The organism is Aphanizomenon sp. UHCC 0183, assembly GCF_009712065.1.
Lineage (GTDB): Bacteria > Cyanobacteriota > Cyanobacteriia > Cyanobacteriales > Nostocaceae > Dolichospermum > Dolichospermum heterosporum.
The window spans coordinates 1-16216 of the sequence record NZ_VILC01000099.1 but is presented as its reverse complement, the minus strand read 5'-3'; the positions used below and the strand labels follow the sequence as shown (position 1 = coordinate 16216).

Sequence of the window (16216 nt, the reverse complement as noted above, 5' to 3'; positions counted from 1 at the left end):
CAGTTCATTTTAACTATTCACTCAATCTTTTTGTGGATTACTCTCAAGAAATAATAATTCATGAAAATTCGACTTTGTTTAACTGTAATTCTATCGAGTTTCTGCATATTTATTTGTGCCTTTTTTGGTGTTACCTATAACTCATCAGCCGTAGCATTGCCTTTATCACCAACGCAGAAAATCGCAGTAATAGATACTTCTAATGCTGAAGAGCTAACAACAGTGGATAATTACCTCAAATCCATACCTGGAAACTATTACACAGTAGGGAAAGTGGAAGAGTTGCAACAGTTGTTGAAACAAAATCATATTTTTCTGGTGGATGTCAGAGAACCTTTTGAGTATGAATCGGGTCATATTGGTAATGCTATCAATATTCCTTTGCGGACATTGGTGCAAAACCTCGACAAGATCCCGAAAAAACAGCCTGTAGTAGTTTACTGTTCCGCTGGTTATCGTTCCGCAATGGCGGTTATGTCTTTACACTTGTTGGGCTATGAGAATGTGCGAGGTTTCCCACCCAGCATGAATGGTTGGAAAGCAGCTAATACAGCATTGGTAAAATAACTAACCATTAAAAATTCCTAAAAAGCCTGTTTAATCTGCTTTTTTAATGATTAGTTTTTAACTTATTCCCTACTAACGTTATAGTAAAGGTTTTATAAGTTATAAACCGATGGAAATTATTATTGGTTGGCTATATCCCAAGTTGATGAGTACCTATGGCGATCGCGGAAATGTGATCACTATCCAACGTCGCGCTCAATGGCGGGGATATAATGTCATTGTTTTACCCTTAGACCAAGAGTCTACCGCAGAGGATATAAAATCAGTAGATGTGATTGTTGGTGGGGGCGCGCAGGATCGTCAGCAAGAGATTGTCATGCGGGATTTACAAGGGGCAAAAGCTGAGGCTATGCGTGATAAAATCGAACATGGCACACCGGGAGTTTTTACTTGTGGTTCTCCCCAACTGCTAGGAAATTATTATGAACCAGCCTTTGGACAAAGGATTGAAGGTTTAGGAATCTTGGATTTAGTTTCTATCCATCCTGGTGAAAATACTAAAAGATGTATTGGTAATTTGGTGATAGAAGTAACAGCTTCTCGATTGGCACAGGAACTAGAAGCAATGACGGGAACAAAACCTTATTTAGTCGGGTTTGAAAATCATGGTGGCCGGACTACATTAGGAAAAGTGGAAGCTTTGGGGCGTGTGGTGTATGGTTTGGGGAATAATGGAGAAGATGGCACAGAAGGAGCGTTTTATCAAAATGCGATCGCTACCTATTCTCATGGGCCATTATTACCAAAAAATCCTTTCGTTGCCGATTGGTTAATTCAAACTGCGTTAAAGTTAAAATATCAGCAAGAAATCAAACTTTCACCTTTAGAAGATACTTTGGCAATGCAAGGACGGGAAGCGATATTGAAACGCTTAAAAGTTAATTTGCCCAGTATAGTTAGAGTCAGTTAAGAATATGGGTGATGGGTAATGGGTAAAACATTCTTCCCAATCACCAATCACCAGCTTCATAAACTACATTATTTCTTTATTAAATAAGAATAATTTTCTGTACAATGTCTGATAAGTTTCTATAGAAGCGTGAAATTGTTTAATTAGTTATTATTTTAAATCTGTGCAACTTCCTTTCGACTCCGCTCAAGGTAAACCTTCTTCCCCAGAATTTGAAAATCGCTCAAATTGTCATCCTGATGAGGGGTTGCAAAAATTACTTAATCGCCTTGTTATCAGAATAGAACGCGATGAATTAGTGCGAAAAACGACAAATCACCTGAGAGAATCACTTCAGGCTAATCGTGTAGTATTGTATTATTTCTATGAACAATGGCAAGGGCAGGTAACATTTGAATCATTGAGTGCTGATGAATATTCGATTCTTGGTTTTACCGGACCAAGCGGTTGTTTTAACCATGAATATGCTGCTTTGTACTTAGAAGGAAGAGTAAGAGCGATCGCTGATATAGAATTAGAACCAATTCAGGATTGTCACCGTGATTTCCTTCGCAGTATGCAAGTTCGCGCTAATCTGGTAGTACCAATTCTCATACCGCGAGGATTATGGGGACTATTAGTAGCGCATCATTGTCAGCATCCTCGTGATTGGACATTAACAGATATTGAACTTATGCAAACAGGAGCGCGAACCTTAGCAACAGATTCTAATATTTTAGAAAGTTAATAAATTATAATTGTATTCAAATCGAATACCCTCTAACATTATGAAATAAATGTTGGGTTGACGTAAGAAAACCCAACCTACTTGCTAACACATTTTTTCAAGCTCTCATTTTTTATGTAGAAGGTTTTAAGTACCTGAATCTTTATGAGGATATTAACGATTATATTTCATTCTCAATGAAGATTTAAACAGGCGGCCAACTCGTAGTTCACCAGAATACTTAGGACGATCTTCAAACATTCCCACACTTTTCATACTCTCAATTGCATTCCTAATTTTTGATTTATCTATCTGTGTCTTTTCAGCTAGTTCAGAAATACATTGATCTAACTTAAAAGGTGTTTTCAGTTCATTAAATGCAGTAAGTAAAGACCTGATTTTTTGTTCATTTTTAGAAAAATCATCTTCAAGATTAATTAGATAATTTAATTCAGAACGCAACTGTCCTAAATAATCTTTTGCTGCTGCTTCATGAGCTATATCAATGAGTGAAGGATCGATTTTACCATCTTCAATTTGTTTACCTGTAAAAGAACCTACATCAGTAGGTGTGGGATTTGCAATTACTTGAATAAATTTATCGAAAATACGTGGATAGTAACGCAGTTTATCAGTGGTACTACCTTCTGGTGTTTCGCTGGCACTATCTGCAAAATATGTTTTCAGAAATGTTTTAGTAGCCAGATTATTTCTCCGCAGTTTTTCTGGGAAAGCCATTAATAATAAATTTTCACATTCTTCAGTAGATAAAATACCTCCTTGGATATCTTGGCGTTTTTCTTTTATTCTTTCTATTAGTCCTGGAAAATTTTCTTGATACCAGTTAATTTTATCTATTCGAGATAATATAAAATTAAATATTTTTTGGGTATCCCAATTTAGATAAATTACCTTTCCAAATATTTGTTGCTCAATGTTCTGATAGCCTCCTTGAGCTAAATCAGTTCTTAAGAAAAGTTTAAACTGTAAACGATTTGATAGTCTATCATCAGATTCAATAATTTGAATAAATCTAAAAAGGCTTTCAATATATCTAAAAGTAAGTTGAGCAGTAAAAGCAGTTTCTAAACCATCAAGAAGAAAAGTACGCTTGGGACTTTGATTTAATTGATCAATAATTAAATTGATAATATTTCCATTGAAATTCTCCTCTAGTTTCTGAGAAAAATTTTCTCTTAACAATTCTCTTGATGTTGTCTTTGTTTCTAGGGCAGCTAAAAGTAAATTCCACCATAAATTCTCAGGTGTATCTCGATAATGCTCAATAGCTGCGGATAATTCTGGACTAGGAGATTTCAAACCTTTATCTTCTGCATTATCAGCAGTTACAAGTAATGGTTCACCAATTTCTGCCTTGGCTAATTCTTTTAATAATCGAGTTTTACCTGTACCTTTTCTACCAAAAATATATGAAATTGAATTGCCAGGTATAAGAAGTTGTTGGAGAGCATCTGTCTGGATCAAATCTCCTTCATCTGTAGCTCCACTTGGGGTAAGTATGTTATTTTGAATCTGCTTTTTAGAAGCTATATTTAAAATACTGCGTAGACTACTAAGTTTATCAAAGTTTTTGGGTGCTAGTTGATTTTTATCTGGCAATCGGCTATATCTAAAAGCACTGTCATAAGGCCAAATAATCCAATGATCTCGAACTTCAACAGCAGAAAGTTCTGAATCTTCATCTTCTGATTCTTGAGATATTATCTCTGCCAGCATATCTAGTAATGTTTCAATTTGTTGATTATTCCTGTTTATATATGATTCTTCATTCTCATTATCTGGCTGCCAAGAAACAAAAACTCCAGGATTAGAAATATGTGTTCTCAAGACAGATTCTATGAATTGTTTAGCGGGTAGCCATTGATCATCAAGACGAACACATACAACAGTTGGTCCTGGAAGTGTAGTCATCCAGGGTAAAGTTACTGGTGAAAGTCCGGCTCGATGATCGATTAAAATAATATCGTATTTTTTTTCAGCCGCAAATTCCGAGATTCGCCTAGCTGCATTCTCAATTATCATTGGTTCAAGAGCAGAGCGCAGAGCAAATGCCGCAGCATCAATATTAAAATCTGGCGAAGTTGGCCGACAGGCTAATAAATCTACATATCCAGCTAAAGGTATCGACTTAACACGCTCAGGTTTTATTTCTTCAACAGACTGAACTACTCCTAGCAAAGTTCCTGAAATAGAACCGGAAGTTCGTCCATAAATTACGTCTAATGATGGGGCTTCAATGTCACTGTCTATAACAAGAACTTTCCACCCATCTTCAGCTAAAACTGTAGACATGAGTCCAAGTAGAGTGGAACGTGCTTGTCCACCTTTATATCCATAAAAATGGACAATTTTTAGTTCTTTTGAAACCTGATTATTAACAACTGATTTTTGAAATTGCTGTTCGATAAGAGAACTTAACCAATGATGTCCTCTTTCTCGTGGACGATTTTCAGGATATTCTATTGCAAATTCTTCTGATGTCAGAAGCCTTAATGAAAGTAAAGAATTATGAAGTGTATTTCTTAGTTCTGCCACACTTATTTCGAGATCTTGAGCAAAAGATATTTCGCGGTCATCATCATCAATATTTTGAAACTTAGGAGATAAATAGATGATATGAACATAAGGAAACCTAAATATGGTTTGTATTTCTCCAAGCTTTTTTACTTTTTCAAATAGTTTAGCCGCATTCATTGTAGCAATACTCCCCTAGCGTTTAACTGTATCTTAATATCTCTAATAATATCTAACGCAGCTTGAATTTGATTATCAGTGGACTTTCCTGGAAAATCACTTTCATGCCTGATATATCTAAGATCAGGATATTGGTTAGCCTTGACATTAACTTCAGTTCCATCTTTATGGGTACAGTATAAGGCGGAAAGTTGTGCGTCTAACTGCGTTGCAAGTGAAGTTTCACCTAAACTACCCAGCCAGTCTATTATTTTATGCCCTGTTTGCCAGGGTGGGTCAAGATGATCTTTGATAGCAAGTTCCAGAGTTACAAGTGAACAATATAACGATAATAGACAATTGTTACTGTTTGCACCAGTAATAAATGCTGCTTTGTTATAAGCATGAGGCATATTTGACACTAAGTATTAAATTAAAAAAATAGTTAGGCTGATCGTATCATATAATGTTGATATTAAATTTAACTAAAATAAAGCTCGCATGAGCAAGTAAGTTTTAAAATTCTGGAATTATCTACAACCTATTCCTCAACAGTTAGGGACTTCCAAATAAAAAAATACTCAACCACCTAACGCAAAAATCTCTCAAACCCTTATTCCTCTGTGTCCTCTGCGCCTCTGTGGTTCGTTAATCAGGATAATTTATTTCTTGGAAGTCCCTTACCCTTCTTTGAAACTGGTTGAACTTCCTGTTGTAGTGATTCTAGCAGTGATTGTACCAATTGCCAGCGATAGCGAAGCGATCCGGAGGAATCGCTCATCGCTCATTGGTAATTTTAGCACTTGTTTTTGCAATTCTTGTAATGTCATGAGAGGATATTAAAATCTATTTCGTCTCAATTATATAGCATATTTTATGTAAGTGAAGTACACCAATAGCATTGTGTTTACAGAATAAATGTTGATTGGATATTGTCAGAATCAGGATATCCAGGATTAAAGGATTTACAGGATGGTGATTTCTAGATTTTCTGTGAATATTTAAAAACAAAAAATGATAATTACAGTAACAGTATATTCTCTATCATTCAAAAATCGCTATTTTTCATCAACAATAAAAAATAACATCCTGTACATCCTTAAATCCTGGGAATCCTGATTTAGACATTTAAATTCCCAAATTTAGGACTCCACCATCCTTTTGCAGTATGAAAATAAGCCACATCCTTATGTTTCGTATCCTTCCATGAATCCTGACCAGAACACCGCAACATAGTTTTATTTTGCCCATCTTTAATATAACTGTATTCCTCCAAAGGTTTCTTGCATACAGGACAAGGATATGCAGTAATTTTTGCAGAAGGTTTGGGAGCATTTTCATTTGTAGATGTTTTAGTTTTTGGTGCTTCCCACTTCTTGTTAAAATCGCTCCAAAATAGCACAATGTTTTCACAACCACTCACACATTTAAGAAAGTATTTCTTTTTAACTTTACTGCTGGGAATTTTAGCTAAACACTCCTTACAATCAGGACAACGAGTTTTAGAAGTTTCATATTTTCTTTCAACAAAATTATTATTTTTACCTGTAGTTGATGAATTAGTAACTACAGTTTTAGCTTTGGAAAGTGCAGGAACAAAATAACTTTGATTCCAAGTAGTTAGATAATGTTGCCAAGAGTTTTTTCCTTCAGAAATCGCATCTAGGGCATCTTCCATTTTAGCAGTAAATTCGGCTTCTAATAAATCTGGTAAAGCCTTTTGTAAAAATTCATCTACTTCTAAACCCAAAACTGTAGGTTGAAGATTATCTTTTTTCAATTCCACATAATTACGTTTCTTTAAAGTGGCAATTGTCGGAGCATAAGTGCTAGGGCGACCAATACCTTTACGTTCCATCAATTGAACCAGTTTGGGTTCACTATATCTGGGTGGTGGTTGGGTTTGTTTTTGGTCATGTCCCGCTTTGGCTAAATTCAGTGTTTGTCCCTGTTGCAATAAGGGTAAAACTGCATCTTTGCTAAGATTCAGCCAATATTTCGCATAACCGTAAAATTCAATTACCTGCCCTCTAGCTTGCCATAGAATATTACCTGATTTCGTAATTACTAGAGTTTTACGAAGTTGAGCCGGACGACATTGAGAAGCGATCGCTCTTTTCCAAATCATCACATATAGGTTAAACTCATCTTCAGGTAATTCTGCCCGCAATTGCACCGAAGGACGAAAAACATCTGTGGGACGAATGGCTTCGTGTGCTTCCTGAGCGGTTTTACTACTACGCTGTTTGGCTACTTGCTGGGGGACATTTTGCGGGTCATTTTGTTCCAACCATTGACGAGCGCTCGCACAAAATTCAGGACTCAACATGACTGAATCTGTTCGCATATATGTAATCAACCCTGCCTCATATAGCTTTTGCGCCACCTGCATAGTTTTGTCAGGGGAAAATTTCAACTTTGAACCGGCAGCTTGTTGGAGGGTGGAGGTGGTAAATGGTGGAGGGGGTTGACGGTAAACCAGTTTCCCTTCTAAGTGAATAATTTGATGAGGATGACGCTTTGCTTCTTCAACTAATCTTGTGGCTTCTGCTTCCGAGAGAACGCGCTGAGATTCAGGTTTTTCTGGGTTGTTACTAGCTGCATCATCGTGAGTTTCCGTTTCTGGTTCTGGTGTTTCTTTCTCAGTATTGGCCGTACCTTTGTAAAAAGCCCGAAATCCTTCTTGATAATCTACCCACACACTCCAGTAATCTTGGGGAACAAAAGCCAGAATCTCTCTTTCGCGCTGACAAATTAGGTGTAATGTGGCGCTTTGAACTCTACCTACGCTTTTTGCTCCGTTATTTAATGCCCAAACCAGGGGACTACCTTTGTAACCTACCAACTTATCAAGACAATCTCGACATAATCCTGCACCGATGAGATTGGTGTCAAGTTTTCTGGGATGGGCGATCGCATTTCGCACTGCTGATGGTGTAATCTCAGTATAAACTACTCGTTTAGGGTCTCTTAATCCTAAAGTTTCTTTAAGATGCCAAGCAATGGTTTCTCCTTCTCTGTCTGGGTCTGTAGCTAAAACAACTTCATCAACTTGCCTAACAGCGGCTTTTAATTGTTGAATCGTTTCCTTGGCGCGTTGGTCACGGGGAACATAATTGCAGCGAACAGTATTACCATCCATTGTAAATCCTAGTGAATCATCACCGTCGTTACTGAGTTCGCGGATATGTCCACAACTAGCGCGAACAATCCAATCTGCACCGAGAATTTGACTCAGTTTTTTGACTTTTCCGGGAGATTCAACCACTAGAAGACGTTTAGGCATAGCACTTGTTTTTTATATCCATTAATTCATCCGCGTTTATCTGCGGTCAATTATTCTTAACATCGTAATCCTATGCAGCATCAGTAGCATCATCTTAGGTGAGAGTAAAACATCCTCTTCAATGCAATCAACAACAATTACCAATTACCATCATTTGGTAACTGACTCAGATAATCATCCATAATAGCTGGTAATTCTTTTGCTGAATAAGTATAAGTTAAGCATAAAAATGTAATAGCCGTCGTAATAATTTCTTTTCTATCTAGAATCTTTGATAATTGAGAACGAGTATATTTACCATTCATTATTTCTAAACTTGCTTCAGCAATCGCATCTTCAATTACTTCTTCCTCAATTAAATTTCCCCATTCATTTTCATTCAGATAATAGGATTTTTTATTTTCTTTAAGATTAATTTTTTGAATTTCTCTAATTGAATTACGAATAGAAGCCATCCAAGAATTTGTTAATCGCTGTTCTATTTGATTTTTAATCAAGTGAATCAGTAAAATCTTTAAATAAGATTCTATATTTCGCAATATTGCTTGTTTACTCATTCCTTCTAATTCATCTACAATTGCTAAAGCATTTGCGTAATTTCCTTGTAAAATGCTGTTTCTGAGGTCTATTAATTCTTGAGTCATTTTCATTAACCTCCAGTATTATTTACATATTGATAATAACACATCTTTTCCTGAAAAAGCACACTCAGGTAATTTTAAATTTAATTCTTGCAAAGTATTAGAATTTGCTTTTATTATAATTGTCTTAGGTTCAGCAGATTTACCATTAACTACTTGGGTTATTACTCTTTATTGCCAAAGGGACTTCCAAGAAATAAATTATCCTGATTAACGAACCACAGAGGCGCAGAGGACACAGAGGAATAAGGGTTTGAGAGATTTTTGCGTTAGGTGGTTGAGTATTTTTTTATTTGGAAGTCCCTTAGACTGGGAATTCATTCCCAGGCGGGCTATGGGTTTTACGTTAAGTTGACACCAATGAAGCTCTTGCTTTACCCCTACAAATCTAGGTTTTTCGTAATTTTGTAAAAGTCCATGTCTCAACCGTGTTTAGTATACAGTCATTGCGAGCGAAGGGAAGCAATCACAACCCTTGCGATTGCTTCATTTCACTTCGTTCCATATGGCTAACGCCACGCAACGCTTACGCAATGGCATTGTGTAATTAATTTTGCCTCACTACTTAGAGCCGCTTTAAAATCCTTAAATTATACTGTAAAAAATCAATTGGGAAAGGACTATTTAGCTCATATCACAGCAATTGTCTCATTAAAACAAGATATAAACATCTAAAAACCCGATCAAGGTTGACCGGGTTCTAATGAATTTGCAGGTTTCAAATGATTAAAGTGAGTAAGTGAATTTAAGTTACTAAGGGTGGACTTTCTAAAACGCAAATACAGCATCTCCACGTCTTTCCGCTCTGGGATTTGGCCTCGCCACCTCATCTAGAGTTTGGCTAGTTGCCACTTCGTCATCAATAACGCTGTAATTGTCGGGCTTATGATAGGGGGACACACTGAATCATTTACCGTTCTATAAAACTTACCCAAAATTACCAAAGTCTAGACACATCTGGACAGCGATAATCTTAGCGTTTATTTCCTGCTTCATCGCGGTCTTAGAATGACTTCCAATCTTGTTCGCCCGCTCCACAGACAATCCCGGTAGAACTTACCGTTTCTGACCCTAGTTCCTAAAAAGAACCCTTTCTTTTAGTCGGTTTTTATTTGCTTGGTGTCCTATGCTTTTAAGATATCATTTGATTTTTGAGATAGGACTTATTCTTTACATTTATTAACAAATTGGTGGCCTTATAAGAGAAATGCCGAAAACCCTTGAAGATGTAGCTGACTTAGGAAGCTACATCTGTGCTTTAGACTTTAGACAAGGGATGAAGGCTAGTTGCTTTCCTTTATCCTGCATTGACATTAATCGCGTTGCTGTTCAATATATTTCTTAACCGTTTCTGTGCAAATATTTCCAGCGGTACTCACAAAATAGCTTGGTGTCCATAAGGTAGGTATTTTTAAAAGTTCGGGAAATTCTTTCCTGAGATGATGAGAAGCCCTGCCTTTAATTTTCCTCATGATGCTAGATGGATCATCGGTTGGCTTCACATTTAAAAACAGATGGACATGATCTGGCATAATCTCCATAGCAATAATTTTCCACCTATTTTCTATAACCAACTCGCAAATAATTTGCTGTAACCTCTCTGCAATAGCACCTACTAGCACTTTTTTCCGCCGCTTAGGAATAAAGACAAAGTGGTAATTCAGGAGTGATACCGCATTGCTTTCGTGCCTGTACTCGTCTGGAGAAAACTTAGCCATAACCTTAAAATATTTACTTGCTATTTGTATATAGCTATTGTTTAATCAAATAAAGGAAACAACAATGGAAGGGACTTATATTTGCTAACAAATTATGTATATAAGCTACGTCCTAATATTAGTCAGTCCGATAAAATGGACGGTTGGCTAGATATGCTCCGGTCTACTTACAATTGGAGTTTGGCTGACAGAATAGCTCAATACAACCAGCAATTTATTCAAGGTGACTATTGTGATATTAGGACTAAAGCAGAAGCTTGTTCATTAACTTGTTTTGTCAGTAAAAATGGAGCAAGTGGAGAGCCGTGGAAAGATGCTAAAACTGACAAGGATGGCAAACTCAAAAACCCTCGACGCAGTGCTGGTGATATTCAAATAACGGCATTACCATATCTAAAAAAAGCTAGACCTTGGTTTGCTGAGATTGATTCTACAGTCCTACAGCAAAACGTCAAACGCCTTGACACTGCCTATAAAAACTTTTTTGAAGGGAGAGGGTTTCCTAAGTTTAAAAACCGTAGTACGTGGGGACTCCGCGAAACTTGCTGTTTAACAGCTAAACGCCCAGAAGATGAGCCAGTGCGGTCTTGGGGTTTCCCCAAGTAGAGCAACTGGCGGTATCAGCACGCACTTTTGTGCAAACGTACTGAGTCTGGGAACCTGTGTGAGCAGGATATTAGGATTGTAAAATCTTAAGAATCCCCGTCTCTTTAGAGCGGGGAGTGTCAACTTCGATGATTGCCTTTTTGCCAACTTTGACTATTAGGCTGTTTGCTGAATTTAGCTTGAGGAAAAAGTCGCTGTTCTATTTGTTCATAACTGCCTTCAAAGTCGCATTTACCAAAATGGGGACATTGACGACAGTAAACGCCTTTGCTGTAACGTTCTAGATTCTCACGGTTGAAAAAATAGGGTTTATGACTAAATGTACTTGCTACCCATTGCCATGACATATTGTTACTTGCTGGATCACCGTCGAGTAAATGTTGAAGAAACCATTTTGCGCCGGCTTGCCATTGAATATGTCGCCAATGGATAATATAAGCTGCTAACCACATTCTTGTATGGTTGTGTAGATAGCCTGTTTCTCGTAGTTCCTGACTAAAGCTGTCAATGCAAACTAGTCCTGTCGTTCCGGTTGTGATATCTTCAGGTAGTTGGGCTGCGTAGTCTGTTGATTGATAACCGGTTTTGAATTCTTCTTGATTTTGCCAAATCTCGTTTCCTAGTTTGACATATAATCTTTGCCAATAATCACGCCAGCCTAATTCGTTAATTAGTTTATTAGCATCCTCTGGATTCTCAATTCGGTTCAGTATATATTCTCGAACTTCCCGCAAACTCAAGACTCCATGACGAAGGTATGGTGACAATTTGGTAATGTCACCAGTTAGGAAGTTGCGGGTTTTTGCGTAAGCTATGGGGTCAATTTTTTGTAGCGCTTGTTGTGCGGCTTTCCTTCCTCCGGGAATATCGCTAATGTGATCATCTTGTGCTGCGGCTTGGGGGAACTGTTCCTTGAGATATGCGACTAATTCGGCTCGATTTTGGAAATCACGTAACATAAAATTTGTATATGTCTATTTAAGATTTTAAGAATAATTAAACTCAGATGAACGCAAATAAATGCAGATAAGGAAGGATGAGTCAATGTATTTTATGATTCTGTGGAGATTCACGTAAAATTGGTATTAGTAGTTTACAATCAGATGTGGTTTTATCCCCTAACTAATTGGTTTATATCCTAACTCATTTTACCTATTATAGTAGGTTGGCGTTGAAAATTGTCGTTATGGCAAGGCAAAAGGCAAGAGGCAAGAGGCAAGAGTGAAGAGGGTTTAGGCGATTTTACATTTCTTTACACAGTTTGGTTTTATTGTGTTCACCTACTTATACTCAAAACGGCTTGATTGTTTGATTCTAAACGTAGGGGTAAAGCAAGAGCTTCATTGGTGTCAACTTAAGCTCAAATCCCTACCACATCTCGTTCCTAGTCTCTGACTAGGAATGCAGTTGATGAGGCTCTGCCTCTAATATTATTGAAGGCAGAGCCTTCTAGAATTCATTCCCAGTCAGAGACTGGGAATAAGATGAACAGCATTAATATTTAAAATGAGTTCGTAGGGGCGCAGGGCCTGCGCCCAAATAAGGCCTGCGCCCAAATAAGGCCTGCACCCAAACAAGACCTGCACCCAAACAAGACCTGCGCCCAAAATCTTATGCGCTCAACATCGTATTTATCTTGAAGATACATTAAAGGAATTTAAAAACCCTTCTATACTCTTAGTTAAAAACTTCTGTCTTTTTTTGGTAGTTTCCGCACTTACTTGATATAACCGGGTTTTAACTAAATATATTCTTAGTTTGACAATGTTTCCTCCCGGTTTACTATAGCTAATTTCCCTGCCAAAATAAGAACCTAATCTAATTTTTTGTTCACTAATTAAAGTTCCTTTGGCTTTTTTAACCACATTATTGCGTCCGTTATCTAAAGCCTTTTTAACCAGCTTTTTGCGATTTAATAATTCAATATATTCATAGGAATAATCAACATAACCAACGGCATAATTAACTTCCTCTTGTTGGCGTTCAACACTAAACAGATTTAATTTAATTTTCCCCGATTTTGTATTTACTGTTTGTTTAGTCTCCCTGGGATTCCCTGGCATTAAAATCCGAAAACTACCGTCAGCAGGAGAAAACAACTTCCAGATAGATTTCGCCACTTTTACCTGTTGGTTAGCGGCTATAGTTGGAGTAATTGTATATCCGCCACATAAAACCACCAGCGCAAGAGAATAATTGAGAAATCTTATTTTCATGATTATCGAATTTAAATATTTTTGTCCAATTACTTACCGGGGTAGGCACGGGGTAGGCACGGGGGCGCTACCCCTACACCTACCTTAAATCTAAATCTTTTATATAATTAATTTTGCCTGCCTACTTATTCAAAACTACAAACCATTGCAAAATGTCTTCAGAATTCCCAATTGGTAGTAAAGTCCGTGTGGTATCATTGCCACCATACCTGAAAACGGCTGAACCAATGCCTATGTTACGTCCCCCTGAAGTAATTCATATTGGCGAGGAAGGTATAGTTCTTGACCATCGCCCTGGTGGTTATTGGGGTGTCCGCTTTACTAGAGGCGCTTTTCTCATAGATAGCCAACACATTGAAAGTATCGAAAACCTGTCCGAACCGCAATCAGATTGAAAGAGAACAACAAAAATGTAAACTTATTTAAGTTATTCTTTTGGTTGAGAAAATGGGTTCCCGTCGCACTTTTATTAGCATTTTATTTGCTTCTTGTTTGGCTGTTATTAGTTGGTTTAATCTTACCCCTCCTGCTCAAGCTTTAGGTGGTAAATTACCCACAATTAATCAACCTGCACCTGAGTTTACCTTACCCACTAATACAGGCAATGGTAAAGTTTCTCTAGCTGATTTTCGGGGTAAGTGGGTAGTTCTTTATTTCTACCCCAAAGATTTTACTTCTGGTTGTACTATTGAAGCCCGACGGTTTCAGCAAGATTTACCTAAATATATTCAGAAAAATACTGAGATTATTGGTATCAGTGCTGATAATGTTGATTCTCATGCAGAATTTTGTGACTCGGAGGGGTTAAAATTTCCTTTGTTAGCTGATATTAAGGGTGAAGTTAGTAAGGCTTATGGTTCTTGGATAGGTGTTGTCTCTATGCGCCATAGTTTTATTATTGATCCTCAAGGGATATTACGCGCAACTTTTGTGAAGGTTAATCCTAGTATTCACAGTATGGAAGTTTTGGAAATGTTGAACAAGTTGCAATCTTCTGTTTCTTAGCAAGAGGGCGATTAGAAAGATGCCAGAGGCATCTTTCCAATCGCCAGGGATAATTCCATTGGAGGCTAATTTTTTGAGATGAATCATGATCCTTATATTGTTAAACCAGGTGATCAGATTTCTTTGATCAAGGACTATAATCCAGGTTATAGATGCGAGTTTCACCCAAAAACTGATGCGATTAAAAAATTAAAAACAGGTGTTTTACAACTAGCTAAATATCAAGATGTTCTCTATGCCCAAAATAGTTATTCTTTGTTAATTATTTTTCAAGCTATGGATGCTGCTGGTAAAGATAGTACCATTAAGCACGTGATGTCGGGGGTGAATCCCCAAGGGTGTCAGGTATTTAGTTTTAAATCTCCTAGTGAGGAAGAATTAGATCATGATTATTTGTGGCGTTCGATGAAGTCTCTCCCGGAAAGGGGTAGAATTGGCATTTTTAATCGTTCATATTACGAGGAATTACTGATAGTGCGGATACATCCAGAAATTCTTAAAAAACAACAATTACCCAAGTTTCCTCAAGGTAATCAGATATGGAAACAGCGATTTGAGGAAATTAATAATTTTGAAAAATACTTGGTTAATAATGGGGTAATTGTGCTGAAGTTTTTTCTAAATGTCTCAAAATCGGTGCAAAGAAAGCGGTTTTTAGCACGGATTGATTCACCGGAAAAACATTGGAAATTTTCTGCTAGTGATATCCGAGAAAGGGCTTTTTGGGATGATTATATGGATGCTTATGAGCAAGTTTTTAACAATACAAGTACAGAATTTGCTCCCTGGTATATTGTTCCTGCTGATCGGAAATGGTTTACACGGTTGGTGGTAGCAGATATTATTTGCACAAAGTTACAGGAATTAAATTTGCAATATCCTGAAATTAGTGAGGAAAATAAAAAGCAATTACAGGAAGCTAAAAAAAATCTGGAAGCAGAAAATTAGCTTTGTCAGTGAAATGTGAACAAAAAGATCCCCGACTTCTTTAAGAAGTCGGGGATCTAAGCATTTATATGTTTACAAATTAGCTATGATTGATCCATAGGTCTGTAGGTACAGGGAATGAGTTGAAAATTTAGATATCTTAGAGTTGGGAAAGATGATAATTTTCAGGATAAATATGCCAAATCTTCCTAACTTTGATATTGTGGCTTTAGCGGCTTCTGCTGGTGGATTAACGGCATTAATTGAGGTGCTTTCAAATTTACCTGCAAATTTCCGAGCAGCAATTGTTGTGGTTCAACATTTAGATCCTCGTCATCCATCCCTGATGGCAGAAATTCTCAGTCGTCGGACTCCACTGAAAGTAGTCCAGGCAAAAGCAGGAGATGAACTCACTCCGGGGACTGTTTATATTGCTCCTCCGAATAACCACTTGTTGGTGAATAGTGATGGTACAGCTTCTTTGTCTCAGTCGGAAATGGTGCATTTTCTCCGTCCTTCGGCGGATTTGTTGTTTGAATCCGTGGCAGCAAGTTATAAAGAAAGAGCGATCGCTGTTGTCCTCACAGGAACTGGTAGTGATGGCGCAATGGGAGTGGAAGCAATCAAAAAAATGGGTGGGACGGTAATTGTCCAGGATGACAAAAGTGCTGAATTTACGGGAATGCCATCTTCAGCAATTAAGACAGGGAATGTAGATTTCATCCTCCCTTTAACAGAAATTTCTTCAGCTTTGATAACTTTGGTTATGTCTCATGCTGTTTCGTTATAATCCCCATGCTGTTTTGCCATAATATATCACCAATTTATGTTATTATCAAACACTGACTATGTATGAACAATAGTTTTGCAAGTTCAATAGACATCTCCAGAAATTAAAGATGCTTAACGTTGTAAAGGGGGATGACCGGAAAAATTAGTT

The 16216-nt window shown here is 37.3% G+C and carries 16 protein-coding genes; 8 read left to right on the top strand and 8 right to left on the bottom strand.

What is annotated here, in order from left to right; genetic code table 11:
• Positions 1-60: 60 nt before the first annotated feature.
• The 3 genes from FJR37_RS22385 (at position 61) to FJR37_RS22375 (ending at position 2204) form a co-directional block, all read left to right on the top strand.
• Positions 61-567 carry a rhodanese-like domain-containing protein gene (locus tag FJR37_RS22385; protein ID WP_168467158.1) on the top strand — a complete coding sequence of 169 codons (507 nt, stop codon included), beginning with the start codon at positions 61-63 and terminating at the stop codon, positions 565-567.
• 109 nt (positions 568-676) lie between these two features.
• On the top strand, positions 677-1477 hold the full coding sequence (locus tag FJR37_RS22380) for a type 1 glutamine amidotransferase (protein WP_217355366.1): 801 nt from the start codon (positions 677-679) through the stop codon (positions 1475-1477).
• Positions 1478-1640: 163 nt separating this feature from the next.
• Entirely contained in the window at positions 1641-2204 is a 564-nt protein-coding gene (locus tag FJR37_RS22375; RefSeq protein WP_174763463.1) for a GAF domain-containing protein, read from the top strand.
• A 153-nt stretch (positions 2205-2357) separates the two neighbouring features.
• On the opposite strand, the gene FJR37_RS22370 is transcribed toward FJR37_RS22375, so the two are convergent.
• From FJR37_RS22370 to tnpA, 6 genes are all read right to left on the bottom strand, one after another.
• A complete protein-coding gene (locus FJR37_RS22370; RefSeq protein ID WP_168467157.1) occupies positions 2358-4898 on the bottom strand; it encodes an AAA family ATPase in 2541 nt (846 codons plus the stop codon).
• Positions 4895-5290 (bottom strand): hypothetical protein, encoded by a 396-nt coding sequence (locus FJR37_RS22365; protein ID WP_168467156.1) that lies wholly within the window; start codon positions 5288-5290, stop codon positions 4895-4897. The genes FJR37_RS22370 and FJR37_RS22365 overlap by 4 nt, the downstream gene beginning before the upstream one ends.
• Positions 5291-5557: 267 nt before the next feature.
• Positions 5558-5707 (bottom strand): hypothetical protein, encoded by a 150-nt coding sequence (locus FJR37_RS22360; RefSeq protein ID WP_168467149.1) that lies wholly within the window; start codon positions 5705-5707, stop codon positions 5558-5560.
• Between the two features lie 290 nt (positions 5708-5997).
• Complete coding sequence (gene topA, locus FJR37_RS22355; protein ID WP_168467155.1) at positions 5998-8163, bottom strand: type I DNA topoisomerase; 2166 nt, start codon at positions 8161-8163, stop codon at positions 5998-6000.
• A gap of 137 nt (positions 8164-8300) precedes the next feature.
• A complete protein-coding gene (locus tag FJR37_RS22350) occupies positions 8301-8807 on the bottom strand; it encodes a DUF29 family protein (protein WP_039204963.1) in 507 nt (168 codons plus the stop codon).
• A gap of 1310 nt (positions 8808-10117) precedes the next feature.
• Positions 10118-10522, bottom strand: coding sequence for an IS200/IS605 family transposase (tnpA, locus tag FJR37_RS22345; protein WP_039204965.1), 405 nt, complete (start codon positions 10520-10522; stop codon positions 10118-10120).
• Positions 10523-10603: 81 nt separating this feature from the next.
• Between tnpA and FJR37_RS22340 the strand changes: the two genes are divergently transcribed.
• On the top strand, positions 10604-11128 hold the full coding sequence (locus FJR37_RS22340) for a helix-turn-helix domain-containing protein (RefSeq protein WP_200889022.1): 525 nt from the start codon (positions 10604-10606) through the stop codon (positions 11126-11128).
• Between the two features lie 119 nt (positions 11129-11247).
• On the opposite strand, the gene FJR37_RS22335 is transcribed toward FJR37_RS22340, so the two are convergent.
• Together FJR37_RS22335 and FJR37_RS22330 are read right to left on the bottom strand one after the other, a co-directional pair.
• Positions 11248-12087, bottom strand: coding sequence for an FAD-binding domain-containing protein (locus tag FJR37_RS22335; RefSeq protein WP_168467154.1), 840 nt, complete (start codon positions 12085-12087; stop codon positions 11248-11250).
• A gap of 672 nt (positions 12088-12759) precedes the next feature.
• Positions 12760-13344, bottom strand: coding sequence for a hypothetical protein (locus tag FJR37_RS22330; protein WP_168467153.1), 585 nt, complete (start codon positions 13342-13344; stop codon positions 12760-12762).
• Positions 13345-13496: 152 nt separating this feature from the next.
• Here FJR37_RS22330 and sipA point away from each other — a divergent pair, with 152 nt between their 5' ends.
• The 4 genes from sipA to FJR37_RS22310 all read left to right on the top strand — a co-directional run bounded on the left by sipA (position 13497) and on the right by FJR37_RS22310 (position 16066).
• Complete coding sequence (gene sipA / locus FJR37_RS22325; protein ID WP_039204971.1) at positions 13497-13739, top strand: regulatory protein SipA; 243 nt, start codon at positions 13497-13499, stop codon at positions 13737-13739.
• A 52-nt stretch (positions 13740-13791) separates the two neighbouring features.
• Positions 13792-14349, top strand: coding sequence for a peroxiredoxin (locus tag FJR37_RS22320; protein ID WP_168467152.1), 558 nt, complete (start codon positions 13792-13794; stop codon positions 14347-14349).
• 78 nt (positions 14350-14427) lie between these two features.
• Positions 14428-15297: a polyphosphate kinase 2 family protein gene (locus FJR37_RS22315; RefSeq protein WP_168467151.1), complete on the top strand. Its 870-nt coding sequence runs from the start codon at positions 14428-14430 to the stop codon at positions 15295-15297.
• A gap of 175 nt (positions 15298-15472) precedes the next feature.
• The gene (locus FJR37_RS22310; RefSeq protein ID WP_052149985.1) at positions 15473-16066 is read left to right on the top strand and encodes a chemotaxis protein CheB; all 594 of its coding nucleotides are present in this window, start codon (positions 15473-15475) and stop codon (positions 16064-16066) included.
• Positions 16067-16216: the final 150 nt, after the last annotated feature.

Coding starts and splice junctions, on each gene's coding strand:
- FJR37_RS22385 (WP_168467158.1), top strand. CDS start 61: ATGAAAATTCGACTTTGTTTAACTGTAATTCTATCGAGTTTCTGCATA.
- FJR37_RS22380 (WP_217355366.1), top strand. CDS start 677: ATGGAAATTATTATTGGTTGGCTATATCCCAAGTTGATGAGTACCTAT.
- FJR37_RS22370 (WP_168467157.1), bottom strand. CDS start 4,898: ATGAATGCGGCTAAACTATTTGAAAAAGTAAAAAAGCTTGGAGAAATA.
- FJR37_RS22365 (WP_168467156.1), bottom strand. CDS start 5,290: ATGCCTCATGCTTATAACAAAGCAGCATTTATTACTGGTGCAAACAGT.
- FJR37_RS22360 (WP_168467149.1), bottom strand. CDS start 5,707: ATGACATTACAAGAATTGCAAAAACAAGTGCTAAAATTACCAATGAGC.
- topA (WP_168467155.1), bottom strand. CDS start 8,163: ATGCCTAAACGTCTTCTAGTGGTTGAATCTCCCGGAAAAGTCAAAAAA.
- FJR37_RS22350 (WP_039204963.1), bottom strand. CDS start 8,807: ATGACTCAAGAATTAATAGACCTCAGAAACAGCATTTTACAAGGAAAT.
- tnpA (WP_039204965.1), bottom strand. CDS start 10,522: ATGGCTAAGTTTTCTCCAGACGAGTACAGGCACGAAAGCAATGCGGTA.
- FJR37_RS22335 (WP_168467154.1), bottom strand. CDS start 12,087: ATGTTACGTGATTTCCAAAATCGAGCCGAATTAGTCGCATATCTCAAG.
- FJR37_RS22330 (WP_168467153.1), bottom strand. CDS start 13,344: ATGAAAATAAGATTTCTCAATTATTCTCTTGCGCTGGTGGTTTTATGT.
- sipA (WP_039204971.1), top strand. CDS start 13,497: ATGTCTTCAGAATTCCCAATTGGTAGTAAAGTCCGTGTGGTATCATTG.
- FJR37_RS22320 (WP_168467152.1), top strand. CDS start 13,792: ATGGGTTCCCGTCGCACTTTTATTAGCATTTTATTTGCTTCTTGTTTG.
- FJR37_RS22315 (WP_168467151.1), top strand. CDS start 14,428: ATGAATCATGATCCTTATATTGTTAAACCAGGTGATCAGATTTCTTTG.
- FJR37_RS22310 (WP_052149985.1), top strand. CDS start 15,473: ATGCCAAATCTTCCTAACTTTGATATTGTGGCTTTAGCGGCTTCTGCT.